We start from the raw sequence: 24,774 nt of genomic DNA, 5'->3' as shown, positions 1-24,774 counted from the left end.
ATGAAAATCACCCCTACCGCGCTTACTCTCAACCAGCTTCTCGGTTCGGCGAACGAGCGCTTCGTCATCCCGTCGTATCAGCGTCGATACTCTTGGCGAACCCAGCAACTCTATGACCTGATTGACGACATCAACCTTCTCGAAGGAAACGACAGCCACTTGCTTGGCAGCATAGTATGCCTGACGGGTGCGCACACAGCCGGCCTGAACCTGTTGGAGTTAGTAGATGGCCAGCAGCGGCTCACCACAGTCAGCATCCTGCTCGAGTGCCTGAAGCAGGCGTTTGCCGAGGCTGGAAAAGAAGACCGCGTCAAAGAACTCGATCGTCTCCTTTCTGCGGCCCCATATGATGGCCCTTCTGTCTCCAAAATCCTTCTCGACACCATGGATTCGGAGGAGTTCAAGGAACACGTGAAGACGCCGGAGCCGGGCGACGATGCCAACTTTCTGAACGAGCGCCTCTACGACGCGTTCTGGTATGCGCGCCAGTGGATCGCGGAGCAAGAACCCGAGCGTATCGCAGCTTTTGCCTACAAACTGCTCAACCAAGCGCTCGTTGTGCGTCTCGACGTCAGCAGCGCCAAGGACGCTTTCAAGCTCTTTGAGACCATCAACAACCGAGGCCTTAGGCTGAGCCCGACCGACATTATCAAGAATTTCGTCTTGGGTAACGCGGCCCGCTTCGGGGAAAGCCAGCTGGAATGGGCGAAGAGCAGCTGGTCAAAAATAATGAAGTTCCTCGACGGAACGGACACCGATGCATTCTTTCGGTATTTCCTGATTTCCAAGCTGGCGACGAGGCTGACAAAGAGCGATGTCGTCGTTGAGTTTCAAGCCTACTTTATGCGGGAGGTCTCGGAAGCAGAGAAGCTGCCGGACAGACATTGGTATGCCGATGAGGAGGACATCGAGGATGAGGAGGGCACGGAGATTGATCCATCCGATGAACCGAGCGCCAAGAAGGACGACACCGTACCCAAGGTGACGTTCCAAAAATTCCTCGAGGACCTCGTCAACAGCGCTAAGGTTTATGGCGACCTGATCAATCAGAATACCGGCAACGCGACGATCGACAGGCACTTGCGGAACCTCCGTATGATCAAGGCTACGCAATCTTACGGCTTCTTGATGTATCTTCGGGCGAACGGCACGAGCACGAAAAAATTCATCGAGGTCTTGAAATTGACCGAGAGCTTCATCCTGCGCCGGCACGTCTGTCGCGAGCGTTCGAACGATACGGAACGTCTTTTCGCAAAGCTGTGCGAGGCCGACGTCGAGAACCCCGTTCCCGAAGTCCTCGCCGCCTACCGAGAGGAATGCCCCTCCGATGAAAAGTTTCAACATGAGTTCGCCACGGCGGAATTCACTTCAAACATTATCGAACGCGCGCGCTACTGCCTGGAACAGCTGGAACTCGCCCGACACGGCGACCATGCCGAACTTGGTGTTTTGGGATCGGATTCTGTCCACGTAGAACACATCATCCCCAAGCGTATCCATACGAAGAGATCGAAGGAAGAGTTTGGAAACTGGCCGGAATACCTCGGGGAACGTACGGGCCGCCTCCATCCCAAGCTTGTGCATCGCATCGGTAATCTGACATTGTTCGCGGGCACCTTGAACATCATAGCTTCGAACAACCCCTTCGCGGCGAAGAGGAACGGCTACAAGGTCTCGTCAATCCTTATGACCAAAGAATTGGCACAGATGCCTAACTTCAAGTTCAACCATGTCGAGGCAAGGTCGAAGGCGCTGGCCGACCTCGCGGTAAAGCGCTGGCCTGCGCCGTGACACGCGGGCTACGGCCTCTCTCATCTATGTGTAACCACACGACGACGGCTTACAGTCGGGGTTATCGACGTCCAGAGGCCTGGCAAAAGCCTTAGTTTGCCAGCCTCTCTGCAGGTCACCACCGAGAGAAATATCTTGCGCCGGCCGATTCGCACCAACACCACTGCATCAGGTCATGCAAAGGATGCCAAATGCCGATCACATGTATCGAAACGGTCGGTAAGGCCCTAGACGACTACGTTGCGCGAAAGAGCGCGCCGTTTGACAATTGCCCTTCAGCCACACCCTGGGAGATTGATATCGCTCTATGCTGCGTAGCTCTCGGGGATGTTTCCGCTCTCGGCGTCTGGGTGGAAATTCTCGCCGAAGCCGACAGCAACGGTGATCCCAAGACCGAGCATCAACTATTTGTCGCCTTGCGACAGTTACATCTCGCTTGGAGCGCCCTGGAATCAATGGCGGGACACGGCGCTCTTTTGGATCACGTTCATTGCCTGAAGAGTTCTCCTGCAGGAGTCGTGGGTTTGGGCAGGATCGAGGCCGCCAAATCTTTTCAACGTACTAGAAGCCGGGTCCCTGGCGATCCCCGTTGGGCTCTGGAACACGGAACAGCCTGACGATCAATTCGTCGATGTCATAACCTTCATATACCAGGTTGCCATCGATCACCACTTCGTGGTGGATGCCGTCTATAGGATCGTTTTCGAAGATTATCGAACCGCTTTCTCTGGCCAGTTTCGACATTTGCTCGATTGCCTTTAAGTATTTTTCCTTTGAAAATTTCACTTGTCGAAAGTGTTCTAGGGTCTGCGACTACGGCCTATAGCTCCCCGTCCGACTGAACTTGCGGGCCCGCCCTCCACTCTTAAAAGGTAGTCGGCAACAGTATCGTCAGGCTTGGTGAAGGCGATTTGGATGGGCAATGGCAGCGCTCCTCTGAGTTGTCGGAGACACCTATTCAAGTAAGCTTACCAAGCTGTTCTCACCGACCCATTCGTTCGAAGACGACTGCAGAAATTAGCCGGAAAACGGGATATTGGCTCCGCTCACCTGAAAACGGCATGGAAAAACAATTACTTTCCCGTTGGACATTCATTTTTCAGACACCACGAATGCAACTGCGCCACCTCGATTGTTGCGATTTACTGGAACTAATCCTATGCGAGTGAGAAATCCAAAGGGAGACCACAGTTGAACCATCAGACCGCCTTGATCTCGTTTCTCACCGCACTGACGATACCGGCCGCCGCCCATGCCGGCGCGTTTACAAACCTCGTCGAATTCGCTGTCACTCAAGGCATTAGTTCCGGGGTCGGCCCTCAATGGGAGAAGATTGCCCGAAATTCAATTCCAGTTATCAACGACGGTAAACTCGATGAATACAATGCGAAAGTCGGCTTCTTGATGTTTGAAGACATTCCTTCGTTCACTATCTCACTGGAAAAGTTGAGCGAAGAGCAATGCAACGACCTGGCTGTCAATATGTTGGCTCATCGTGTTCCGGTCGCGCTGAATATAAATGGCACGATTGTGCCAATCAACGAACCGCAGGCTTATCTGCCAAAGCTATGCGAGCAGTCGAACTCGAGCATGGTGATTATCGCCCGCTGACCGAGGCTTCACTGGAGCTGCCCGATCCCGCGAATCCGGACTTACAGGCGAGCCATGCGCGAACTCGTCGCACCTGACGATCGGCAGTCTGACATGGATATCGCGATCCGCGAGAGCTGTTAGATCACAAGAGAGATCGAACTGCAGCTGGGCGACGAAATGAACGACGTCGCCCTCCCGCTCAATTCCGCCGTCGATTGCCATCATTGAGGAGCCGAGGACAACCTGTCGCCGCTTCCCGAATAACATCGGCCAGACCAGAACGTTTGCAGGCCCGGTTTCGGTGATCAGAGCATGTAGCTCGAATGGATTAGTGGTCGGCCGAGCTCGCATGCGTTACGTATTCGTCAAAACGACGGTGCATGGATGTCAGCGCAAATCTTTGATGACCTCATTTCCAAACTTGCAGCCCTTGAGGCCGAAATCGCCGCGATAAATGCGCGGCCGTTTATGCCCGACCTCGAAATCCAGCATTTCCGGGTAAGAGTGCACAAGCCGGTCGCCGACGGCACGGTCAAGGCGAGACCTGCCCTGACGAAGAAAATCAAAAAACTGGCGGACAAACAGAAAACCAACACTGGCGATCACAGGGCAAAACGCTAGCTGCGAAGCAAGTTTTGTCCAGCGGGCTATTGATCGACGCCCTACCGATCGAGATTGGGCCGCCAACCGCGAGTCTACCCTTTACATGCAGTTCCGTGCCGTCTCGAGCTGATCACGGAGATAGGCCACGTCATCGATGAGCGTGGCGATCGCTTCGCGCATATCGCCGTCGTGCCAAGCGATCGCCTGATCTACCTGATTCGTAATGCTTTCTTGGAGTTTCTCGGCTGCTGCCATCGCGCTGCCCTCATCGAGTTCTGCTGTGACAGGGTCATTCGCTATCGCCGCATGCAACGCATCATTGGCGATCCCGCTCGATCCACGCGAGCCCATGAGGATGGCGAATGCTATCGATTCCTGCAAGCGCTGCCGGGGCATCGCGAACTCTAGTGATACCGCCGCTTGAGGTTCTCGCTACCTTGGTCCTCGACAGGGTCCTCTGTCTTCAGCCGCTGACGACCTCCAACGGTCGATCTCCTAGTGAGTGCGCCAAGCCCTCTTCACCCCGTGAGAGGGCTTCTTTTTGTGGGCAGCCCATTTGCCGGCAGCGGCCGTTGGCCATTGGGCAGATTCACCAGGTCACGGGGCCCTACATGTCAGGGCCTTTCTTTTTCAACAGTCCCCCGCTCCCTTAGCGAGACGAAGGCTTCCCTGTTGTACGGACGGACTGGTGCATTGCTGTGCAAGGCTCCTTGTTTGGCGTGAGGGGACAAACTCAACGTCGGCTCAATCCGCACCGACCACCTCAAATGGTCCCCAGAACAGCGGATGGGCATACCTGCCTCCGTTGCTCGACCGCAATTCGCGCATAGCATCACCTAGTGCTGACGAGTAGGTCTTATCCTTCCCGCTAGCCCGGTTTTCAAACATTCTCGTCGTCAAGGCCGCGGTCGCCGCCGAGTCCACGGCCCAGTGTGACACCACTAGGTTTCGGGCACCGGCGAAAAAGAACGCTTTGGCGAGCCCCGAAAGCCCTTCCGCTCCGGCCTGTTCAGGCGCGGCGGTGTTACATGCCGAGAGGAGGACGACCTCAGCATTGAGGTTCAACGCAGCGATATCGCTCGCAGAAAGATATCCGTCATCGGCCGGGGTCGCCACCGCCGGCGGCGTCATGATCAGCCCGGGCTCCTGAACCCCAGTTATCTCTCCCGCAAGCAGGCCATGGGTCGCGAAGGCGAGTGTCTGGAACCTGGTCAGGTCCTCGCCCTTCAAGGAGGTCTCTGTCGCCATCTGTCCAAGCAACAACGAGTCGTCAGGTGCCTTCAGGCTCTTTTGTAAGGCCCTAAGCTCATCAGCCGTTTCCGGTAACCTTGGAAGCGCCCGGATATCTTGCACATTTGCGCCACCCCGGAGAGCGACCAGCTTCGAGGCGGCCAGACCACCGCGCTCGGTGTCAGGATTGCCATCCAGAACAGGGTCACCGATCCCAAGCAGCGGCTCCCCGCCTGGCTTCGCTGCAGCTCCGGCCCGCAACGTCATCAGTGATGCGACCGATGGCACGCGCGTCATGGTGTACTTGTCCGATAGCCACTTCGCGCCAACGAAATCATCCCGCGCCATCTCTTCAGTCAGCAGTACCGCAAAAGGAATGCTCTCAAGAGAGCCGTCCGGCACCAAAATCAGGTGTCTCGGAGACATGGACCACTTGGCTTCGATCGGTTCGAAGAGTTGGTGGTATAGCTGAAATGCCGGCTCCCCGCGAAAGGCAGGAACCCGTCCTCCGCGAAGTTCAAGTCCTCGCCGTAGCTCGCGCACCAAGCCGTTTACATCGTCCGAAGACATCTCCGTCTTGATGACGGTCGTCTTCGCCTTGCTCGCAGCCACCACCAGAAAGTTGTCGCCCGTGTCGAGAAATGCGATCAGAGCCTCATCGTCCGACAATGCGGCGATCGCCTGCTCAACCGACACGGCGATTGTGCCTGATATCTCGATATACTTCGGAAATTGCTTGGCAAGCTCCGCATCGATGTCGTCCACCTGGACGGCCAGCGCCTTGCGATCGGCCGTTTGATCAACCGGCGTTGCAAGCCACCGCTGACGCAATTCTTCGCGCTGCTTGGCAAGATTTGCCAACTGCGGCGATACAGCGGAGAGCCTAGCGCCAAGACGCGCGATGGTCGCGCCCGTGCCACTTGGCTTCATCATCTGCACGATTTCGAAAACGGCTTCCATGTCGTCGTGAGACAGCTCGCGTCCGTCGACGAGAACGGAAAGCGCTTCGTTCAGAGCCGGGCGAGCAACCCGAACGATGACCTCTCTGGTTTCGTTGCGTGAGAAGCTCTGCAGACCGAGGACGAATCTGACGTACGAAACCAGGGCGCGGGCGTCCGCCCGAGCTGACAGATCATCGTGGAGCTGGGTGCCCGCGATCATCCGCCCATGATAGGACCCGATCACGCGCTCCCAGTCGAGGCTCGATTGCGTGCCTTCTCCCACGCCTCCTCGGGTGTATCCGAGGTGTTCCGGGATATGCTTTCCAAAGGCGGCGCTGGCAAGAAGCGGGCGATCCATGAGAAGCCATCTCCAGCCATCGAGATATGTCTGCTCCTCATAGGTATCCGCCAGCCAGAGACTGAATATCGTTTGCGGCGGGCTTGCGGACTGATAGCGCTCGATAGCCGGAAGAGCCCATGATTTCGCCATGTCGATCTTTCCAGCATCGAAGAGCGCGGTAGAGATGAAAGCTGCGTCGAAGTCCTCAGATACCTGGTCGGCAAAGCGAGTGTCGTTCGGAGTTTGCTGGATATAGGCGTCGTGGTCCTTTGGCTTCTTGAGAAACGCCTGCTCGCGTTTCGAAAGCTTGCGCTCCTGGAACTGAGCCACCTCACCAGGCGAAAATGCGGCTTTCGCCAAAGGCCGGAGGGCTGCATATTCAGGTGCCGCGAGAAGTTTCAGAATTCGCCAGTTCGGAATAGCGAAAAACGGCTTGACCTGGCCCAATTCCAACCTTTTCGAGGCACTCTGCAACTCAGCACGCAACTGATCAGGCGAGATCGCCGCTTCATCAGCGCAAAACGACGCACGCACGATCGCCGGCAGCTCCGTTGGTTGTTGCGCGCAGATCGTCTCAGCGACCTTCGGACCGATAATTGCCAACTTCGAAACAGGACCCGGGCCTTCCTCCTCGTCGCCTTGGAGCAATGCTGCCGCCCCCAGCCGTCTCAACGCTTCCATGAACGCATCTGGTTGGTCACGGATGATGGCCGCGTAGAAGGCATATTCAGCCGATGATGGAGCATCCACGTCGGTAAGGCGCTCATAAGCCGAAAGAAAGCTATCCGGAGAGCCGTAATAGGCCTCGAAGGCAGACATCAGCCCGAGGCTGTCCGCAAGGAACCTCTTCCCGATAGGTGTCTCGCGGACGTCGGCGGGCAGCAGGTCGATACCCATCTCGACCACCTGCCGGCCCTGCCCGATGATACCTTGCATTCGCATCCATCCGGCCCACTGAACGGACGCAGCACAAAATGGAGGGATGACTGGCTGGCTACGATCAAAGCCAGGCAGGTCGAAACCACTGTATCCGGTGTAGTTCCCTGGAATCAGCCGGCAGAAGTAAGCGGCATTCTCACGGTCTCCAGAATCGTAAATTTCCTGCCATTGCGATAGCAAGGTGAACAGGTTGTTCCTCCCTTCCGCGACGAACGGCATAAGATTGTGAACGACGAAGAATTTCGTTGCCACGTAGTCGTAAGGCCCCATCCCGTATGCGGCCTTGTCGTCGCTCCAACTGACGGACTGACCGGCATCAGGATCATCGTAGATGAAAAACGGCCGCGGCTTCATCCGTCCGATGAATAGACTGCGATCGCTCGCGCTCGTCGCTATCGAAAACAAGGAAGCGATCTCTTCATAGGCTGCGTCGCGGTTGCCTGCCGCGGCAAGGTCAGCGGCCTTGCTGCGAGATGCTTCCAGCTTCGCGATGAGCGGATTGCCATCGGTCTCGGCAATTCGTAGCCGCTTGAGGGGACCTTCCAGGCTCGCGTGCCCGCTTCCGGTTGGAACATTGTAGACGTTCCTGGCTATCTTGATTTCCGCTTCGGCGACCTTCCGTTTCGCTTCTGATCCGTCTACGGCGTCGAACAATGTCGGGAAGAACTGGAGTTGGTAGGCGTTGTCGTTGTATCGCTTCCAATGAATGGCAAGTCCATTTCGCAAGTTGGACTCGGCGCTTTTCTTGTCGCCCAAGGCAAGAAACGCCATACCTGCAAACCGATAGGCGCGTGCCCGTTGGATGATATAGCCGTCATGCTCTGCCTGATAGGGCTTCAGCATGTCTGCGCCTGACACCAGTGCAGCGGCCGCCCTCCTGAATTTGTCGGTCTTGGCTTTACCCTGCAGGAAATTGGCCTGCTTGTATGCCACTTCGCCGATGTCGCAGAGCAACACGCCAACCTGTCGGCTGTTTTTGCCGAACTGAACCTCGCTTGCCTCGATCAGCCGGCGAAGCACCACGACAGCGTTATCCAGTTGGTCGGATGTCACGTAGTCGGTCTGGATTATTTGCTTGATCGCGGAATGCTCCGGCCCTGTGATCATGCCTTCCATCGCAGAGGTCGCCGTCGCAGCAACGAAATAGAGCAAAGTACTGAACGTCGTCGCGACGAACAAGCGGAAGAACCTCATGGCCAGTCTCCGTATTCGATCGCGCTGGTCAGAGCGGTCTTCACGCGGGGTTCGAGTGCAAGACCCTTGATCTGCTGGACGCCTTCGAATGCCCAGTCCCCCCCGCTCATCGAGATTGACGAGACGATTTGGGACGCCCGATCGTAGTCATCCAAGGGCATTGCAACTTTCTTGTCCTCGAAAGCTGCGATCCCGTAGACTTTGTAGGAAACCGACTTGGACGCATCGGCCACCTCCAGGCGAAATGTCTTGCCAGGCTCGATGAAGACGTGAACACTGCCAGTGCGAGCGCCCTCGGCTACAATGCCCTCGACCTGCTTGCCGTCAGAAGTAGTAGCCTTCAGCCGAAAAGGTGGCTTCCCGTCCACCCAGCGCACTTCAAGCGTCCTGCCTCCCGCGACAAGCAACGGCTTTGCGACATTGTCCAGGGCAGGGACGCGCAGACCGTAGGACTCCCTGCTGCGCATCGGTTTCGACTTGCGTTCAGGGTCCCACCAACCCAAAATTTCCGCCAGTTGCTGATATCTGCTTGAGACGTCATCTGTCAGTCCGGAGGACGGAACAGAATACGACGAAACGCGACTGGTAGAGCATCCCGGCTCCTCGGACCTCGATGTATCGGGTGAGAGCAATAGTCCACAGCTCCCGCCTCGGTTCAGTTTGACAAAGCCGGAGTCTGGAATATCGAGGTGATCCCCCTCCTCCAACACACTCCCCAGCTGGAACTCCATCGCTGTGCCCGATCGCGCGCCGATGATGGACGCCGCGCCGTCGTAGTCGACGATCACGGCCGCCGGCTGTCCCGCCAGAGATGCCACGGGTGCAAAGAGAATACAGCTCGCCAGAATGACACATGTCGGTTTTCCCAACATCCAGACACGTCTACCCATTGAGAAACGACCTCCAGCTGCGCCCCTCGAGAAATCCGCGGCATATCGATTCAAAAGACTCCAGTGCAATCACCAGCACCCAGATTACGATGGCGTACTGGACGACAGACTGGGCTGCGGCAGCGCCGAGATTGATGTTGCAGGCGGTGTACACGACGATCCCCACCAGCAGCGCCAAGGGGGCCGCGATCAGGGATTTGAAAGTGAAGGTCAGAAATGCGACGAGACCCGCGAGGAACATGCTCGATAAGATGACGGCAACCTTCGTCGGATACTCCGCGGCAGCGATAGCCTTGGTGGAATTGGCGACCGCGTTTGCTATCACGCGCATGCCTTCCATTTCCCCGATCGGCGTGTCGTGGAAGTCCCCGTTGGAAGCGAGCTATTTCCAATGATGACGAAGCGATCCGCCAACGCACTGGGGGCGATGGGACGCTGAGCAAACTGGTATCCCGACAACTGAATAAGAGCAGGCCCATGACCATCTTCGACCATCATTGCGGACATCGCAGTGTCACTCTTTGGGAATGAAAACTGGATCGCCGAGTTCTTCTCCGCGTCGCTCAACCATCTTGGCACAGCACTCGGCATGCCTTGCCCTTCGAGAGCGCAGTCTGCACCTTCGCGACTGCCAAGATACGTCTGAGCGGTCTCGACCATCGCCGTGCCACCCAACTTGAATGCATAAGACAGCATCGCCGGAGATAGGAGAGCTTGGCAGGCCCCCTTAGGCACCTCCCAAAGATTCCAGTTTCTAATCTTGGCACCGTCACCCACCTCAAAAAGAACGTTCACCCAGAAGAGCGGCTTGCCGGCTTTGAAATGCCTATCAAAGTCGGACGGCAAGACAGGGAGGCTGTTGCCGTCGGGGTCGAACGAAAGCTCTCTTGGGAAGAGCAAGGGCGGGTCTGATGGTTCCCAGCTGTCGAGTAGGGCGTGCATTACCTCGGTGTCTTTGCCACCTCCCGCGGATATATCGAGGTCAACAAGGATTGCCCGCGGACTGGATGTCCTCGCCTTCTCTATCAAGTCGGCAATGATCGCCTTGGTGATTGGAAAAGGACGTTGCCACGCCTCGAAGCTTTGGTCATCGATGCGCACCAGCGTCACCGGCACGCTGGGCAACGAGAGGAAGCCAAGGCCCTGGGAAACAGCGTGAATCTTGTCGAGAGTTGGGTTGTCCGTGATGGATTCCACCCATTCCTTCAACCAGAATGGTGCGACAGCCGCAATCAGCCCAAAAGCTAGCAATGTCACAATAACAAACCTGTAACGGCTACGTAACTTCATCGCCACAAACGCCAGACACGAGATTTCCCCGGCCAAATCAGATCACGATGGCTGAAATTTCGCAATCAAGTCCATGTAACCAATTCGGATAACGACAATATGGTCGCTACGTCTCCTGCGACTTACTGGTCGATTTGACGGAACAGAATTGGACGAAAGCGGGATATTGACTTGAGTGCGAGGCCAAAACTAGAAATTTATTCGGGCGCTATTCAAAGGGGAAACTATGGAAAGCCTTTCGATCTGGCATATGCTTGTTGTTCTTGTTGTATTCGGGTTGCCGCTATTCTTCGTGTTCAAGAGCCCACCGTCAGGCGTAAACCGCTTTGGGCAAGCTCCTTCTTCAATGGGGTTCGGACAGGCGATTTCGACGTTCTTCAAAAAGTACGCGACGTTCGAAGGCCGCGCCAGCCGATCGGAATTCTGGTTTTCATTCCTCTTCCTCGTCATCGTTTCGGCAGTTCTCAGTGCTATCGATCCGACGGATGCTCTGTCTGGCCTCTTTAGTCTCGGCGTCCTTCTGCCAACCATCGCTCTAGCAACCCGTCGTCTGCATGACCTGAACAGAAGCGGCTGGCATCAGCTCTTGTCGTACCTGTTCCCTGTTGGCACCATCGCGCTGATTATCTGGTACTGCACTACAGGCACAGACGAGGTCGCGCCCGCCACTACGAACGCGTCGGGCGGCACCATGTCTTCGAACGCCGTCGAGGTGCTCGAGCGGCTCGCGAAGCTAAAGGATAGCGGCGCAATCAGTGGCGACGAGTACGATGCCGAGAAGAGGAAAATCCTCGGATGACAGCCGTGCCCTATAGCGGTCAGAACTTCGCCGTGAGCGTTGCCCGAAATGTGCGCCCAGGCGAAGGGTTCCAGCCGTCCAAGGCATCGACATAGAATCTGTCCGTGAGGTTTTCCGCCTGGAAGTCGAGGCTGACATTGTCGTTTACCTTATAGGTCGCGAATGCATCGACGACGGTGTAGGGATTCCAGACCCCAGTATACATGCGCGCCTGTTGCGTGACCGGCGATAGGCGCTCCCCAGCGTGAGTGACGCGCACCCCGGCGGTCAGCTTGTCTTCGAACAGACGAGTGCCGACTGTGATGCTCGTCATTAGCTCGGGAGGCATATGATTGGCAGCATAGTCGAGGCTGACGGTCGTGTCGGAGCACGCGACCCTTCGCCTGCAAAATTCATATCCGGTGTAGTAGGTCAGCTGTCCCTGCGCGAAGAACGGACCGACGTCATAGGAGCCTGAGACCTCGATCCCCGAGAACCGGGCACGCCTCAGATTCTCGAAAGTGAAGACCGGCATGCCGGGGACCGGCGGTGCCGGCACTCGCGATATGTAATCCGTGTAGCTGTTGTCAAAATAGGAAATCTTGAATCGAGCCGCATCGTCGTCGGTAAACAGCCCGTCCATCATGTAGTTGATGCCGACTTCCCAGTTCTGCGACAACTCCGGCGACAGATTGGGGTTTGGAGTCACATTGCCGTCGTTGCCCATGGTTTCGCGCATCGTCGGCGGCCGCATTCCCTCGGAATACAAGGCGTAGAACTGGAGCCCATCCACCGGCGTGATCGTCGCGCTAACCGACGGATTGAGACGACCACCGGACTTTTCGCGAACACCCGTTGTCGATGTGATGCCGTCATCGTTTAGCCGATAGGCATCGAAGCGAAGGCCTCCATTGAACTTCAGCCAGTCAGTCGGCTCCCATTCCGCCTGAGTAAAGGCACTTCCGATTGCGCGCTGGCCAATACTTGGGTTCATCAGAACGCCAGGGCTGTTGGCATAAGTTCGGCTGTAATAGGGCTTGGAGTCAACGTCTTCCAGTAGATAGGAGACGCCGTAGCTGAGGTTCAGGCCGCCGTAGTCAGTGTCGAACTTCATCGCATTCGAGACGTCTCCGCCGAACGTATGCGTTAGCGAATAGCGGGGATCGTCACCAGGCGGACGCGTACCCGGCGTCACGTATGGCGGAAGGTAAAATGCCAACCCTGTCGAGATATCGATCTGGTCAACGATACTCATCCAGGCATTCACCCTGAGATCGACGAGATCGTCGGGGTTGTAGTGGTATCGCGCAGTGATCGTGTCAGTCGCTACGCTCGAAAGAGCGGCCTGCCTATAAGTCTGCGGCTGGGTGAAGAGCAGAGAAGGTAGTGCTTCACCATAGGTGCTCTCGTACCGTACATAACCGAGCTCGAAACTCTGGTCATCGTCGATGTGCCAAGTCCCCTTGGCGAGGAACGAACTCGATTCACTGGAAGTGTTGTACACCTCTTCGCCCGGCTTGGTGAAGGATAGGTCCTTCTCGACGCCATCGAAATTGTACTTTGTCTCGCCGTACTTGCCTGCGAAATAGTTGCCTCGATAGCGCCGGGCAGCCGCAATCACGAGGTCGAAACTGTCCTGCACCGTCGCCAGCGCGATGCTGCCGTTGCCGTTGCGGAAGTCGAAGAAGTCCGCGGGGGCTGTCTGTTGCTGTCGATCGAGCGCGTTAATCGTAAAATGGGAGGTGACGTTATCCTGAGCGCCGACACGAAGACGGCCACCGTATGTATTGCCCTCTTCGACGATGTCTGACGCGTTGAGAGTGCGAATGCCCACCACGCCGCCATTGACGCCAGCGCCTTCCGCACCTCCCGTCGGCCCCTTGGAAACACTGACGCCGCCGATCAGGTCAGGATCGACATAGGTGCGATCATCGACGCCGGCATAACCGCGCCAAGTCGTCGTTGTCTGCTGGGTGCCGTCGATTGCCACGCGGACGCGATTTTGTCCCTGAAGACCGCGAATATTGACATTGACCGCGCCGCCATTGTGATTGTTGGCGGATATCACGCCAGGCGTGTTTTTGAAAATGTCGCCTGTTGTCGACCCTCGAAAGCGCTCGATCTGCTCAGACGAGATGTAACTCGAGGAACCGGCAGTCTCATACGGCTGATCGGACGGCTTGGCAGTTGTGCCGCGAAGCTGGATCGGAGCTAGAACCGTCGCGTCACCCGCTCCTGGGTCGGCATCTACACTGCCGCCCCCATTCTCAAGCACAATCGCGCCAGCGTCCGTGAAACGATAGCTTATGCCCGTTCCCTGCAATAGAACGCCTAGCGCGCCCGATGGAGTGACGGGGCCGGAAACACCGCCCGTCGTTTTGCCCACAGTGATCTCGGTTCGATAAAGCAGTCGGAGATTTGTCTGGCGAGCGAGTGTCGAAAGCGCTTGTTCTAAGGGGCCATCGGGTATCGAAATCGTCGTTGCTGTGCTTGCCGAGGTCGCCGTACTAGCTTGCTGGGCTGAAATCTGGCCGCCAAGAGCGAACGTGGAAACCCCGATGAGCACCGCGCTGAAGTGCCGGCGTATTGTCGTCTGTGTCAAAATCATCTCGACCTGCTACTCGTCATTCGGACGCCACACTGCGCCCGCTCGATGACTAAGAGCGCGAAAGCGCCGTCGGTCCTGACGTGGCAAATTGAAAAAAGATGATTTTATCTATCATGTTTCTGATGGCGCTATTTTGAACGGACGATCGTGACGACGCCAGGCACCCGATCAACGATTATCGGGACGATGTCTTGCAACGATCGTATGGACTGCTCGACATTCGCCGTGTCGAAGGTGCCGCTGACCTTCAAATCACGCAGCTCGCTCCCGACAACGACGACCACACCGTGCTGATAGCGGCCGAGCTCGTCCAGGACGTCTGCCAGACGGCGACCGGAGAAGACCAGCTTACCGTCGCGCCAACTTGTCAGACCGTCGATGTCCGCTGCCCCGGATACGATCTCGCCTCCACGCTTGATGGAAGCGACTTCGCCTGCTCCTAGCACGACCTTCCGATTAGAGCTCGAGACCGCGACGTGACCCTCCTCCACGGCGACGCTATCTTCACCGCCGACCCGTACCGCATAGTGAGTTCCCACTGCCATAGCGTCGCTTCGGTAACCGTCTACAATGAAAGGCCGTGATGCATCGGGCGCGACATCGAAGAACGCTTCACCACGCAGGATCACGATGCGGCGCTCGTGGGCGGAGAAACGAACCTGCACCGCGGTATCCGTGTTCAACGTCAATCGAGACCCGTCAGCGAGCGCAACAATCTCTCGGCCGCCGACAGGCGCATAGTAGTCCGCACGTAGCCGATCGATGAAGCCTGCCCTGTCAGCTCCATAGATTCCCAAAGCGACAATCAGAACTGACAACGCGCCACTCGTGGCTCCCCAACTACGCTTTCTGCCGACCGATCGCGGAACTCTGGCAAGGTCGCTCCATAGGGAGCGCATTTCTTCGTAGGCCGCCGCGTGCTCCGGATTTGATGATACCCAGGTTTCGAACTCGCGCTGGTCTTCGGGAGTCGTGTCTCGCGACCCTAGACGAGCGACCCACATCGCCGCCGTTTCGATCACAGTGTTGGTATCTCGAACGTCGGCTGTTCTCATCGCAGCGCCTCAAATGAGGCGTCTATCCTCGACTGGCGGCAAGCAAGAAGCGCACGAATGATGTGCTTCTCAACCATGTTACGGGTAACCCCAAGCCTTTCTGCTATCTCCCCATTGCTGAGGCCTTCCAGCCTGCTGAGCACGAAAACGGTCCGGCATCTGAAAGGTAGCTGGGATATGGTGCGGATGAGCAGAGCCAACTGCTGACGGGCTTCGACGATACGCTCCGGCCCTGGCGCGTCTTCGGCAACATCACCCAGTTCGAGTCCGCCGGAGAACAGCGCGCTATCGCGCATGATCTTCGCGGTGATCCCGTGTGCGACCGTTCTTGCCACTTGGAACAAATAAGCCTGCGGGTTTTGGAGGTCGTCTTTTGTTGAGACCGTCAACAATCGGAGAAAGGTCTCCTGCGTTGCATCGCTCGCGGCGTCCCCGTCACGAAGCCGTCGCAGAAAAAACCGTTTCAGCCGCCCCTCTTCCGTCCGGTGCAAGCGCTCGACAAGACCATAGTCCACCGAATGATCTCCCGTGATCCACGGTGGGCTGAATAGCAGTATCCAAAAATATTACAATTATAAAGTTGATTATTATTATCATGTTTTTCATTTCGTGACCTCGTGTGAGGTCCGTCCCTCAGATTTCAATCGTGAAGTCCGGTATGAAGCCCGTGCGCTCCCCGGGATATCCCCGAGGGTTCGAGACAATCCTTGTCTCATCCACGCGATAGTCGTTGTGATGATGGACGTGGCCGTGCACCCAAAGCCGCGGCGACGTCTCGTAGATGAGGTCTTCCAAATCCGAGGCATAGCTTGCCGACAACGGATCGAACCGAAAGCTTGCCTCGATAGACTGGGGCGACGGTGCGTGGTGAGTCACCACGACCGTCTTGCCTCCGCCACGTGCTCGGAGTTCAGCAGCTATGTAATCCCTGGTTTCGACATGCTTGAGATATGCGTGGATCGGCTTGAATTTCGCGTAGGGCTTCTTGGAATGCTTGATCTTCTTGTAGTCGTTCATGCCATGGGCAGCATACGACATAGCGTTCTCGGGCCTATAGCCGAAGAGACCGAAATCCGACCAGAGCGAGCCACCGACAAATAGAACCCCGTCAATCTCGACTTTGCCGTTCTCCAGATAGTGAAGATTGGGATAGTCAGAAATCGCCCTAGCGTCGGCAATACCCTCCAAAATGGAACCGTTGTAGTATTCGTGGTTGCCACCAACGAAGACCAAAGGGATTTTGCGGGACAGCCGTTCGCCCAACCATCTCAGGCTGGGGACTACGCCTTTCGTCAGCACGTCGCCCGCGCATATCGCGACGTCCGCGTCAGATGGAGGGGCAACATCGAAGCGGGAGCCGAATTCCAGATGGAGGTCGGAGAATATCCAGAGCTTCATTCGGGCCTCCACAAATGAGGGTATTGCGGTAGATAACGCTCGGCGAAAGCCATCCGCATGCCTATTGCCACCGGGTCAAAGCTCAATTTAAGGCCTCGCCGTGCCTCGGCTGGAGAAAGCCACCCGTCTGCCAACCGCCAGTATGTTTCAAAAATCCCGTCCAGTATGTGCTTGCTCCAGAAGCGAAGCGACTGGAGTGCATCGTCCCTGTTCCTGGATATGCCCGGTTGCCTGTGGGCCAGCTCGAGCCACTCAACGATCTGCTCCTCGCGTATTTCCGCATGCTTCTTGATCTTCTCGGCAATATCCTCGGGCACAGTAGCGACCGCGACATCGCAAGCGCGCAGAAAGCGCCGGTCGTTCGTGAAATCCAATCCCCACTCTTCCGGATCGTCCCTCCAGAGGATTGTCTCAGCGACTTCCGTCCAGCATCCTCCAAGGATCAATCCGAGGCTCTGGAACGCCGGAAACGCCTCCTCTACGAGGTAAGCGGGACCACATCCGTGGGCAGCGCGAATGTTCGCTCGTGCAAGTCCAGCCGGCATCGGACGGCTCCGTGCGCCCGGGAAATGGCGAAACCCTAAATACCCGGCTTGAGCGGCTACCAAGATCACCAGGGTGGCAACGTCGTCCCATCGCGGGATGACCTCTGGCAACCTGGGTTCCGGGACAGGGATTGCCCCGGTGCCATTGTCGATCGCGCATCCAAGTTTGATCAGCAGTTCGCACGCTATCTCATAGGCACCTATGTAGAGGTGCTCCCAGTTTCCGGCCTGATTGCGCGGCAAGGCATTGGAAACGAATTCTATGACGGGAGCCACCCATCCCGGAACAGTCGGAGGTGCCTGCTTAATGGAACTCCCGACAATTATCCTGCGGCCGAGCGGCTGGAAGCCGAGATCGTCCAACGCTTTTCCGAGCGAACCGAGCGCGGGTTTTCCGCCTTTTGTTGGCGGCGATTTCGATTTCTTTGACATCAGGTAGCCACCCTTCGTTCTGGCTTGGCAAGACTGACAGTTGGTCGGCGATGTTTGCGAATGATCTCGTCGACTTCCATCCCTGAGATTTGGTCGGCATCTACGAGCCGGGTCACCAACGCCTCGTGCGCATCTCGCTGCATGCGAATGATAGACCTCGCGCGTTCCAGTTCTGTCGCGAGGACGTTGTGTATCTCGCGACGAAGCTCTGGATCAGAGGCCCGCATTCTCGCGAAGGCGTCCGGACTGAACTTCTCGACGGCGAGTGTGTGTCCCATTCCGAAAGCTCGCTCCATGGCCGTCGCCAGCTCGGTCGCTCGATTGAGGTCAGCCGCATCGTCGCCGGCAGCTCCTTGCGAGAACGAACCGAAGACCTCGATTTCTGCAGCGATGCCAGCGACACAGACGGCTATCGCATTCTCAAAGAAGCTCCTGGTGCGAGGACGATCCGCGGCGACATCGTACTCGACGCAGCCGAGCGCCCGGTAGTCGCCTTCAACGCGCCAGCGCGAGATCGTGATATCGGCGACGTGCGCGTAGCCAACCTCATGACTTACAAGCGCGTGTCCAGCTTCGTGGACAGCCAATGCGTGCACATAGGCCTTAGGGAGTTTAATGAGAGGTCGAAGGTGACGGATGATATGATCACCATTCAGCCTTTCCGATTGCCGTCGCGCTGAGCGTCTCGCATCGCGCACAAGGCGCTCGATATCCGCGCCGGTCATGCCTTCGGTCGCCATTTCGTAGACCTTGTAGTCGGCGGAGCATAGCGTGACGCCGCTGTGATGCTTCAGGATGGACCGCCGCGCTTCGGCATCCGGCAGGGGAACAGCAATATGGCGATCCAGCCTTCCCGGCCTTGTAATCGCAGAATCCAGAAGGTCCGGTTGGTTGCAGGCTCCTACTACGACCACCCCCTCCCGTCGCTCGAACCCGTCGAGGAGTTGCAGGAGCGCTGTTATCACTGCGCGCATATACGCACTGTTCCGATCGGTCTCGCCACGACTGCCGAATACGTCTATTTCATCAATAAACAAAATCGATGGAGCTTTCTCGATTGCTTCCTCGAAAGAAGCGCGAATGGCTTTAAGATGCTCGTCAAGCGCGCCGGCCTCCTGCCATCTCGAAGCCGATCCGTAGATGATCGGAATTTTACAAGTGTTGGCTAAGATGCTGGCGAACATGGTTTTTCCGACGCCTGGCGGCCCGGAAATCAAGACTCCGTTTTCGACATCGCGCCATGGGATGATCGCCGCTTTGTAGTCTGCGATATCCTTCGCGAGGTCATGACCCCATTCAATGAGACCACTGCCGAAGCCATGCGTGTCGGAGAGCGTCAGACCAAGCGTTGATGGCGGGCTTGCGGCTTCGGGTTCCGCCGGAGGGATGGCTTTTGGAAGACTTCGTAAACGCTGGATTGCCTGAAGCGGGTCCCGCCGATCCTGGAAAGCCCTGCTTAGCCGCGACCAGGGTTCCGTCATAAGGAGCTCGACGCTCTCTCCGGTAATAGGAAGTCGCGCTCTCCTCAACGCAGCCTCGGCATGTCTGATCGTGCGAGGGCCAAGCGGTACGACCGCATCCGAAAGCAGGCGATCGTCGTCTTGAATTTGATAGGACAGCGGCGCGAACAAGATCGCTCGCTCATCGCGAAGCGCCTCGGCTTCATGGCGAAAGTTCTTGTCGCTCCATTGCAAGACGTTTCCATGAAAACTTTGGCCGTCCCAGATTTGGCGAGCGAAGAAGCGAGCGGCTTCAGCGAAGACCGGATAGTAAAAGTCATCGCCTGTAACCAGCGTCACGATGGTCTTTGTGCCAATCCGGTTCCATGACCGAAGTGACCCTGCCACCATGCAGTAAGCCATGAATACGGGCAGCGTGACAGGTAAGTCGTTTTCATCGAGCTTTCTGAGCCAAGGCACGCGAAGTCGTTTGCCGGATTGCTGTATCGGCATTGGGGTCTCCAATTCGGCTGTGCGATGGATGCTAGTGGTTTCGTGCGGAGGGCACTCGAACCACCGCTTCCGGCGGCTCGTATTTATCGAGCTGATACCAGCGCGAGAGGGTCCGGGCTAAACGACGGCCTGGATCGACGTAGTAGACTTCGCTCGTCAAGGCGCGCCGCCCCTCACCTATTTTAGGGTGGCCGAATGCATGGCCGACGAGACAAGGAGCCGACCGCGTCGCAAACGACCACGAACTCAGTATCGCAGCAGGAGACCCTGTGACCGAGCCTGCCGCTAAGGCCTCTAGGTCATCTGCCAAGCTACACAGTCGCTCGATTGTGCTAGCCGCGGTCGACCATTTCCATCGCGCCGCGAGAGAACCGAATTCATCCATTACGCCTGCCCCTCAGAATATCCCGTTGAATGGCCGTCGTCCCGGTCACCCCAGCGGGCTAACAGAATCGCCCTCGACAGAGCCGGCCTTAACGATGTCTTCAATTACATCTTTTATGACTCTTTTCAGTATCAATTTGACGTATTTTACGTCTAATTTGACTCATTATTGAGCGGCGGGTTTTCATTGCAGGCAATGAGTACGTTGCTGACTGGTGATTTGATTAGGGCTGCTAGAGCGCTCATTGGGCTGAGTCAGGTCGAGCTGGCGAAGAAGGCCGGCATCACACAAAAAGCCTTGGGCGAATTCGAGCTCAACAAAAGGCCCATCACCGCAAGAGCGAACGAGAAGCTCCGGCGCGTGTTCGATGACGGCAACATCCAGTTCATCGCTGCCAATATCGAAGCGAGCCATCTCGAGGGTGCAGGAGTTCGGTGGAAGCCGAAACAGCCGAACTCGGGCATTAAGACAATCTAACTTCGATGCGCTTTAAAGGCCTATGAATATGCGGCATCGCAATAGTGTCGCGAAGCCTAAGCCTAGTACGCGCCGCACTTATCCTCAGGCGACAGGAACCTACAATCCCCTAAGCACGAACCGCCGGAAGTTGGACGGACAACCGGCTAACACCGGCTATCTGTTATAGCGGTCATATCTGCATGGAAATCGATCCGTCTGATTTTTCTATAGTGCGATTGCTTTCCTTAGGGTGAGCCGCGGTAGACAGGCTGAATCTGATACCCTCTAGGCCGGGATTGCTTCGCTCTAAGTGGGGTTCCCTAGACCACGCGCACCGAGTCACTTTTACAGCAAGTCATTGAAATATAGCGGGCGCGATTGTTTCGCTTTGCCTGACTCGATTCCGATATGGCTGAATCTGAACCGCTTTAGACCGGGATTGCGGCCGCTTTAGAGTGATTTCATCACCGCAGGCATCACAGAAACATGATGAATAAAGCGACATTTGTATTCGTTTATTGCACGATATGGTTCGCGATTGTCAATTTGGTCCGAAAAGATCGGTGCCATTATCCACCTGCGCAGACCACAAAACGCAACAAAGATCGGCGCGCACAAAGCCTCAGTGGTGGAACGGGAGTATATTCAATGTTACTCAAAATGCCGGAATTTCATTTTACCAACAAGCGCCGATATGCGGGCGCGACGGCGATTGCGGCCGCGCTTTTTGCGTCGGTTCTCGCCGCCCCCGCCGCAGGTTTTGCGCAGGATGCGGGCAAGCCCGTCGTGATTGCCCGCGACATGGACCTCAACTCGCTCGACCCCTCCAGGGCCTTCTGCGACACCTGTCAAATCTACCTGAGCTCGGTCTATGACCGCCTCGTCGATCTCTCGCCCGACAACAAGCTCGTGCCGTCGCTCGCCAAGGAGTGGAGCGCGAGCGCCGACCAGAAGGTCATCACCTTCAAGCTCGATCCGGCCGCGAAATTTTCCGACGGTTCCGCCGTCGAGGCCAAGGACGTCAAGTGGACGCTCGAGCGCCTGAAGAACATGAAGGGCGGCATGGCCTACCTTCTCGACAACGTCACCTCGATCGAAGCCCCGGACGCCGCAACCGTCGTCGTCACGCTCTCGGCGGCAAACTCCGAATTCGTGGGATCGCTGACCGCGCCTTACGCCGGCATCATCAATTCCGATGTCGTTATGCAGCATGGCGGCGACGCCGGAGCCGATGCGAGCGCCAAGGACACCGCCGAACAGTGGCTACTCGCCAATTCGGCAGGCGCCGGCCCCTACGTTCTGTCGAACTACAGCCCGGACCACGAACTGCGCCTGAAGCGCAACGAAAACTACTGGGCCAAGAAGCCTGCCGTCGGCGAGTTCGTGTTCCTGCAGACCAAGGATGCCGTCAGCCAGACGCAGCTGCTCGAAAGCGGCAGCGCCGATATCGCCACGCAGGTCGATCCGACCACGGCGAAGAACATCACCAATCCTGATATCGTCGTCGATACCAAGCCGTCCTTCAACATGGTCTATATCGCCATCAGCCCCGGTGCAAAGAACCTGCCGCACCCGCTGAATGCCAAGATCCGCGAAGCGATTGCCAGCGCGATCGACTATGACGGCATCATCGACCTTACCGTCGATGGCAAGGGCAAGCGCCTGAGCTCGCCGATCCCGACCGGCTTCCCCGGCAGCGGAACTGGCGAGGCGCCGAAATATGACGTCGAGAAGGCCAAGAAGCTGATGGCCGAAGAAGGCGTGACCGATGGCTTCACGCTCGACGCGACCTACCCGAACGTCAATCAGTACGGCGTCGACTACTCGCTGATGATGCAGAAGATCCAGCAGGATCTGGCCGAGATCAACATCAAGCTCGAGCTGAAGCCGGTCGAATTCTCGGTCTGGCGCGAGAAGATCAACAGCGACGGCATTCCGCTGACCGCCGTCTTCTTCGCCCCTGATTATTACGGCTCTTCGCAATATGCCCAGTATTTCGCGATGATGGACGGTACCGTCTGGTACAAGCGCGCGGGCGGCAAGGCCGACCCGGCACTTGCCAATCCGGAAACGCCGAAGATCCTGGCGGAGGCCCTGTCTGCCGGTGGCGACAAGAGCGCAGAACTGTTCGGCAAGCTCGGCGAGACCATGGCCACCGACCATGTGATCGTGCCGATCGTCGCTCCCGATGCGGTCCTGGTCTCCCGCAAGGGCGTCTCCGGCCTGCGCTTCTCGGCCTGCTGCAACATCGTCCTCTCGGACATCAAGGCCGACTAAGCAACGGCTGACCATCTGCTGCCGCTTTGCCGGAGGCCATCAGCCTCCGGCAACCAGAGCCGTCTGGCCCGGATCGAACCCTTCGCGGAAGCGCATCTTGCGCAGCCGATTGGGCAGGCGCGGCTGTAGCAGTAGAATGCCGCTTGCAGAGAAACGGTACGGCCGCCGCAGGCCCAACCCGCGGCGGATAGTAACAGGAAAGTTTCCGTCAGATGACCCGGTATGTTCTTCGAAGGCTGATCTCCATTCCCCTCTTGCTGCTCGGCGTGGCAACGGTCGCCTTCCTGCTGTCGCACTTCACCCAGGCAGACCCGCTCTCGGCTCTCGTCAGCGAGCGGCAGATGAACAATCCTGAAGTCGTCGCCGCCGCCAAGCAGCGATGGGGCCTCGACCGGAGCGTTCCCGAGCAATATGCCGTCTATATCAAGAACCTCGTTTCAGGCGATCTCGGCATTTCCTTCCGTACGCGCCGCCCGGTCCTGACCGATATTGCCGAGCGCCTGCCCGCGACGCTCGAGCTCGTCATCTTCGCCATGCTGTTCGGCACCCTCAGCGGTATCGCGCTCGGCGTCGTCGCCTCCCGGTTCCGCGACCGGCCGGCCGATTATCTGGCGCGCTTTTTCGCGCTGTTCGGCTCGACGGTCCCGGTCTTCTGGTCCGGCCTGCTCTTCCTCTATCTTTTCACCGTCAAGTTCGGCGTCATTCCCGGACCGGGACGCCTCGATGCGCGCGCCGTCGCACCGGAATTCGTCACCGGCATGTACACGATCGACGCGCTGATCGCCGGCCAGTTCGCCACCTTCTTCAATGCGCTGGAGCATCTCGTCCTGCCGGCCTTTGTGCTCGGCTGGTCGGTCACCGGCATCATCTCCCGCCTGGTGCGCGCCAGCATGCTCGATGCGCTCGGGCAGGACTACATTCTCGCAGCCCGGGCCAAGGGCGCAGGCGAAGCGCGCACACTGCTGCGCCACGCGCTTCCCAACGCGATGATCCCGACACTGACGATCATCGGCTATTCCTTCGCCTACCTGATCACCGGCGCGGTGCTGACCGAAGCGGTCTTCGCGTGGCCGGGCATCGGCTCCTATGCCGTCGATTCCGCCCGGACGCTCGATTACCCGGCGATCATCGGCGTCTCCCTCATCGGCGCATCCGCCTTCCTGCTGACGAACCTGGTCACCGACATGGCCTATGCCTTCGCCAATCCTCGCCTGAAGTTGGGATGATCCGATGTCTCTGTCGATAAGCACCTCAACACAGCGGTTCTCGGTCATCACGACACGCCCGGTCCTCACAATCGGTCTGGCGATCGTCTTCTTCTGGGTCTTCGTCGCACTGACGATCGATATCTGGAGCGTTTACGATCCGCTGAAGATCGTCGGCCGGAAACTGCTGGAACCCTCCCTTCAGCACTGGCTCGGCACCGACGCGCTCGGCCGTGACGTGCTGACGCGCACGCTCTACGGTGCGCGCTATTCGATCGCCATCTCCGTCGTCGTCGTGGTCTGTTCCGTGGCCATCGGCTCGGTACTCGGCGCCATCGCCGGCTTCTTCGGCGGCTGGGTCGACGGGCTGATCATGCGTCTCGTCGACGTCACGCTCGCCTTTCCGCCGGTTCTGCTCGCCATGGCCGTCGCAGCCTCGCTTGGCCCCGGGCTGCAGAATGCCGCGATCGCGGTGATCGCCGTGTGGTGGCCGGTCTATGCCCGGCTGATGCGCGGACAGGTGCTCGATGTCATCTCGCGCGACCATATCGAGGCGGCGCGCGCCGGTGGTGCCACATCCTTCCGGCTGCTCACCAAGCACATCCTGCCGCTCTCCTGGACGCCGACGATCATCAGCGCCACCATGGATTTTGGACAGGTCGTGCTGCTCGCCGCATCGCTGAGCTTCATCGGCCTCGGCGCCCAGCCGCCGAGCCCCGAATGGGGGGCGATGATCTCCGATGGCGCGGCGCATTTCTATTCCTGGTGGGTCGCCTTCGGTCCCGGCATCGCGATCCTGTCGCTCGGCCTCGGTTTCAATTTCATCGGTGACGCCCTGCGCGACATCCTCGATCCCAGGGAGCACTGAT

The 24,774-nt window shown here is 57.6% G+C and carries 20 protein-coding genes and 1 pseudogene; 8 read left to right on the top strand and 13 right to left on the bottom strand.

The annotated features are described in order from the left end of the window. Positions 1 to 1,791, top strand: coding sequence for a DUF262 domain-containing protein (locus tag F2982_RS20405; protein WP_203430649.1), 1,791 nt, complete (start codon positions 1 to 3; stop codon positions 1,789 to 1,791). A 561-nt stretch (positions 1,792 to 2,352) separates the two neighbouring features. Here the strand turns inward: F2982_RS20405 and F2982_RS20400 are convergent. Then, positions 2,353 to 2,535, bottom strand: a complete 183-nt coding sequence (locus tag F2982_RS20400; RefSeq protein WP_203430648.1) for a hypothetical protein — start codon at positions 2,533 to 2,535, stop codon at positions 2,353 to 2,355. A gap of 447 nt (positions 2,536 to 2,982) precedes the next feature. Between F2982_RS20400 and F2982_RS20395 the strand changes: the two genes are divergently transcribed. Then, positions 2,983 to 3,402 (top strand): hypothetical protein, encoded by a 420-nt coding sequence (locus tag F2982_RS20395; protein ID WP_203430647.1) that lies wholly within the window; start codon positions 2,983 to 2,985, stop codon positions 3,400 to 3,402. Here F2982_RS20395 and F2982_RS31620 read toward each other — a convergent pair. Beyond that, positions 3,358 to 3,684, bottom strand: a pseudogene (locus F2982_RS31620) (hypothetical protein); the annotation flags it as partial. The gene F2982_RS20395 and the pseudogene F2982_RS31620 sit on opposite strands and share 45 nt — an antisense overlap. 84 nt (positions 3,685 to 3,768) lie before the next feature. On the opposite strand from F2982_RS31620, the gene F2982_RS20390 reads away from it, so the two are divergent. Then, positions 3,769 to 4,005 carry a hypothetical protein gene (locus F2982_RS20390; protein WP_203430646.1) on the top strand — a complete coding sequence of 79 codons (237 nt, stop codon included), beginning with the start codon at positions 3,769 to 3,771 and terminating at the stop codon, positions 4,003 to 4,005. Between the two features lie 81 nt (positions 4,006 to 4,086). On the opposite strand, the gene F2982_RS20385 is transcribed toward F2982_RS20390, so the two are convergent. From F2982_RS20385 to F2982_RS20365, 5 genes are all read right to left on the bottom strand, one after another. Next, positions 4,087 to 4,383 (bottom strand): hypothetical protein, encoded by a 297-nt coding sequence (locus tag F2982_RS20385; RefSeq protein ID WP_203431201.1) that lies wholly within the window; start codon positions 4,381 to 4,383, stop codon positions 4,087 to 4,089. A 348-nt stretch (positions 4,384 to 4,731) separates the two neighbouring features. Continuing rightward, positions 4,732 to 8,631, bottom strand: a complete 3,900-nt coding sequence (locus F2982_RS20380) for a CHAT domain-containing protein (RefSeq protein WP_203430645.1) — start codon at positions 8,629 to 8,631, stop codon at positions 4,732 to 4,734. Beyond that, positions 8,628 to 9,521 (bottom strand): hypothetical protein, encoded by an 894-nt coding sequence (locus F2982_RS20375; protein ID WP_203430644.1) that lies wholly within the window; start codon positions 9,519 to 9,521, stop codon positions 8,628 to 8,630. The genes F2982_RS20380 and F2982_RS20375 overlap by 4 nt, the downstream gene beginning before the upstream one ends. Then, positions 9,514 to 9,852: a hypothetical protein gene (locus F2982_RS20370; RefSeq protein WP_203430643.1), complete on the bottom strand. Its 339-nt coding sequence runs from the start codon at positions 9,850 to 9,852 to the stop codon at positions 9,514 to 9,516. Before F2982_RS20370 ends, F2982_RS20375 begins: the two co-directional genes overlap by 8 nt. Next, the gene (locus tag F2982_RS20365; protein ID WP_203430642.1) at positions 9,843 to 10,811 is read right to left on the bottom strand and encodes a CHASE2 domain-containing protein; all 969 of its coding nucleotides are present in this window, start codon (positions 10,809 to 10,811) and stop codon (positions 9,843 to 9,845) included. The genes F2982_RS20370 and F2982_RS20365 overlap by 10 nt, the downstream gene beginning before the upstream one ends. 226 nt (positions 10,812 to 11,037) lie before the next feature. Between F2982_RS20365 and F2982_RS20360 the strand changes: the two genes are divergently transcribed. Further along, on the top strand, positions 11,038 to 11,610 hold the full coding sequence (locus F2982_RS20360; RefSeq protein WP_203430641.1) for a DUF805 domain-containing protein: 573 nt from the start codon (positions 11,038 to 11,040) through the stop codon (positions 11,608 to 11,610). A gap of 19 nt (positions 11,611 to 11,629) precedes the next feature. Here the strand turns inward: F2982_RS20360 and F2982_RS20355 are convergent, their stop codons facing one another. The 6 genes from F2982_RS20355 to F2982_RS20330 form a co-directional block, all read right to left on the bottom strand. Beyond that, positions 11,630 to 14,197, bottom strand: coding sequence for a TonB-dependent receptor (locus tag F2982_RS20355; RefSeq protein ID WP_203430640.1), 2,568 nt, complete (start codon positions 14,195 to 14,197; stop codon positions 11,630 to 11,632). A 128-nt stretch (positions 14,198 to 14,325) separates the two neighbouring features. Further along, positions 14,326 to 15,252 (bottom strand): FecR family protein, encoded by a 927-nt coding sequence (locus F2982_RS20350; RefSeq protein ID WP_203430639.1) that lies wholly within the window; start codon positions 15,250 to 15,252, stop codon positions 14,326 to 14,328. Beyond that, entirely contained in the window at positions 15,249 to 15,767 is a 519-nt protein-coding gene (locus F2982_RS20345; RefSeq protein ID WP_203430638.1) for a sigma-70 family RNA polymerase sigma factor, read from the bottom strand. Before F2982_RS20345 ends, F2982_RS20350 begins: the two co-directional genes overlap by 4 nt. A 118-nt stretch (positions 15,768 to 15,885) precedes the next feature. Then, entirely contained in the window at positions 15,886 to 16,650 is a 765-nt protein-coding gene (locus tag F2982_RS20340) for a metallophosphoesterase (RefSeq protein ID WP_203430637.1), read from the bottom strand. Next, positions 16,647 to 17,627, bottom strand: coding sequence for a hypothetical protein (locus F2982_RS20335; RefSeq protein ID WP_203430636.1), 981 nt, complete (start codon positions 17,625 to 17,627; stop codon positions 16,647 to 16,649). The genes F2982_RS20340 and F2982_RS20335 overlap by 4 nt, the downstream gene beginning before the upstream one ends. Next, on the bottom strand, positions 17,627 to 19,579 hold the full coding sequence (locus tag F2982_RS20330; protein WP_203430635.1) for an AAA family ATPase: 1,953 nt from the start codon (positions 19,577 to 19,579) through the stop codon (positions 17,627 to 17,629). The genes F2982_RS20335 and F2982_RS20330 overlap by 1 nt, the downstream gene beginning before the upstream one ends. Positions 19,580 to 20,159: 580 nt before the next feature. Between F2982_RS20330 and F2982_RS20325 the strand changes: the two genes are divergently transcribed. From F2982_RS20325 to F2982_RS20310, 4 genes are all read left to right on the top strand, one after another. Continuing rightward, positions 20,160 to 20,441, top strand: a complete 282-nt coding sequence (locus F2982_RS20325; RefSeq protein ID WP_203430634.1) for a helix-turn-helix transcriptional regulator — start codon at positions 20,160 to 20,162, stop codon at positions 20,439 to 20,441. A 630-nt stretch (positions 20,442 to 21,071) separates the two neighbouring features. Beyond that, complete coding sequence (locus tag F2982_RS20320; protein WP_246777623.1) at positions 21,072 to 22,700, top strand: ABC transporter substrate-binding protein; 1,629 nt, start codon at positions 21,072 to 21,074, stop codon at positions 22,698 to 22,700. 212 nt (positions 22,701 to 22,912) lie between these two features. Next, the gene (locus F2982_RS20315) at positions 22,913 to 23,926 is read left to right on the top strand and encodes an ABC transporter permease (RefSeq protein ID WP_203430633.1); all 1,014 of its coding nucleotides are present in this window, start codon (positions 22,913 to 22,915) and stop codon (positions 23,924 to 23,926) included. Positions 23,927 to 23,930: 4 nt separating this feature from the next. Then, complete coding sequence (locus F2982_RS20310) at positions 23,931 to 24,773, top strand: ABC transporter permease (protein ID WP_112711112.1); 843 nt, start codon at positions 23,931 to 23,933, stop codon at positions 24,771 to 24,773. Position 24,774: the final 1 nt, after the last annotated feature.

Origin of the sequence: Rhizobium sp. BG4, assembly GCF_016864575.1 — a bacterium.
Taxonomy (GTDB): domain Bacteria; phylum Pseudomonadota; class Alphaproteobacteria; order Rhizobiales; family Rhizobiaceae; genus Rhizobium.
The sequence above is the reverse complement of the archived record's forward strand: the minus strand, read 5'-3'. Positions and strand labels throughout refer to the sequence as shown.

Bases quoted from the DNA above. Each gene is read 5' to 3' on its own strand.
- F2982_RS20320 (WP_246777623.1), top strand. From the start codon at position 21,072: ATGTTACTCAAAATGCCGGAATTTCATTTTACCAACAAGCGCCGATAT.
- F2982_RS20375 (WP_203430644.1), bottom strand. From the start codon at position 9,521: ATGGGTAGACGTGTCTGGATGTTGGGAAAACCGACATGTGTCATTCTG.
- F2982_RS20405 (WP_203430649.1), top strand. From the start codon at position 1: ATGAAAATCACCCCTACCGCGCTTACTCTCAACCAGCTTCTCGGTTCG.
- F2982_RS20330 (WP_203430635.1), bottom strand. From the start codon at position 19,579: ATGCCGATACAGCAATCCGGCAAACGACTTCGCGTGCCTTGGCTCAGA.
- F2982_RS20315 (WP_203430633.1), top strand. From the start codon at position 22,913: ATGACCCGGTATGTTCTTCGAAGGCTGATCTCCATTCCCCTCTTGCTG.
- F2982_RS20365 (WP_203430642.1), bottom strand. From the start codon at position 10,811: ATGAAGTTACGTAGCCGTTACAGGTTTGTTATTGTGACATTGCTAGCT.
- F2982_RS20355 (WP_203430640.1), bottom strand. From the start codon at position 14,197: ATGATTTTGACACAGACGACAATACGCCGGCACTTCAGCGCGGTGCTC.
- F2982_RS20350 (WP_203430639.1), bottom strand. From the start codon at position 15,252: ATGAGAACAGCCGACGTTCGAGATACCAACACTGTGATCGAAACGGCG.
- F2982_RS20380 (WP_203430645.1), bottom strand. From the start codon at position 8,631: ATGAGGTTCTTCCGCTTGTTCGTCGCGACGACGTTCAGTACTTTGCTC.
- F2982_RS20400 (WP_203430648.1), bottom strand. From the start codon at position 2,535: ATGTCGAAACTGGCCAGAGAAAGCGGTTCGATAATCTTCGAAAACGAT.
- F2982_RS20340 (WP_203430637.1), bottom strand. From the start codon at position 16,650: ATGAAGCTCTGGATATTCTCCGACCTCCATCTGGAATTCGGCTCCCGC.
- F2982_RS20335 (WP_203430636.1), bottom strand. From the start codon at position 17,627: ATGTCAAAGAAATCGAAATCGCCGCCAACAAAAGGCGGAAAACCCGCG.
- F2982_RS20310 (WP_112711112.1), top strand. From the start codon at position 23,931: ATGTCTCTGTCGATAAGCACCTCAACACAGCGGTTCTCGGTCATCACG.
- F2982_RS20360 (WP_203430641.1), top strand. From the start codon at position 11,038: ATGGAAAGCCTTTCGATCTGGCATATGCTTGTTGTTCTTGTTGTATTC.
- F2982_RS20390 (WP_203430646.1), top strand. From the start codon at position 3,769: ATGTCAGCGCAAATCTTTGATGACCTCATTTCCAAACTTGCAGCCCTT.
- F2982_RS20325 (WP_203430634.1), top strand. From the start codon at position 20,160: ATGAGTACGTTGCTGACTGGTGATTTGATTAGGGCTGCTAGAGCGCTC.
- F2982_RS20370 (WP_203430643.1), bottom strand. From the start codon at position 9,852: ATGCGCGTGATAGCAAACGCGGTCGCCAATTCCACCAAGGCTATCGCT.
- F2982_RS20385 (WP_203431201.1), bottom strand. From the start codon at position 4,383: ATGCCCCGGCAGCGCTTGCAGGAATCGATAGCATTCGCCATCCTCATG.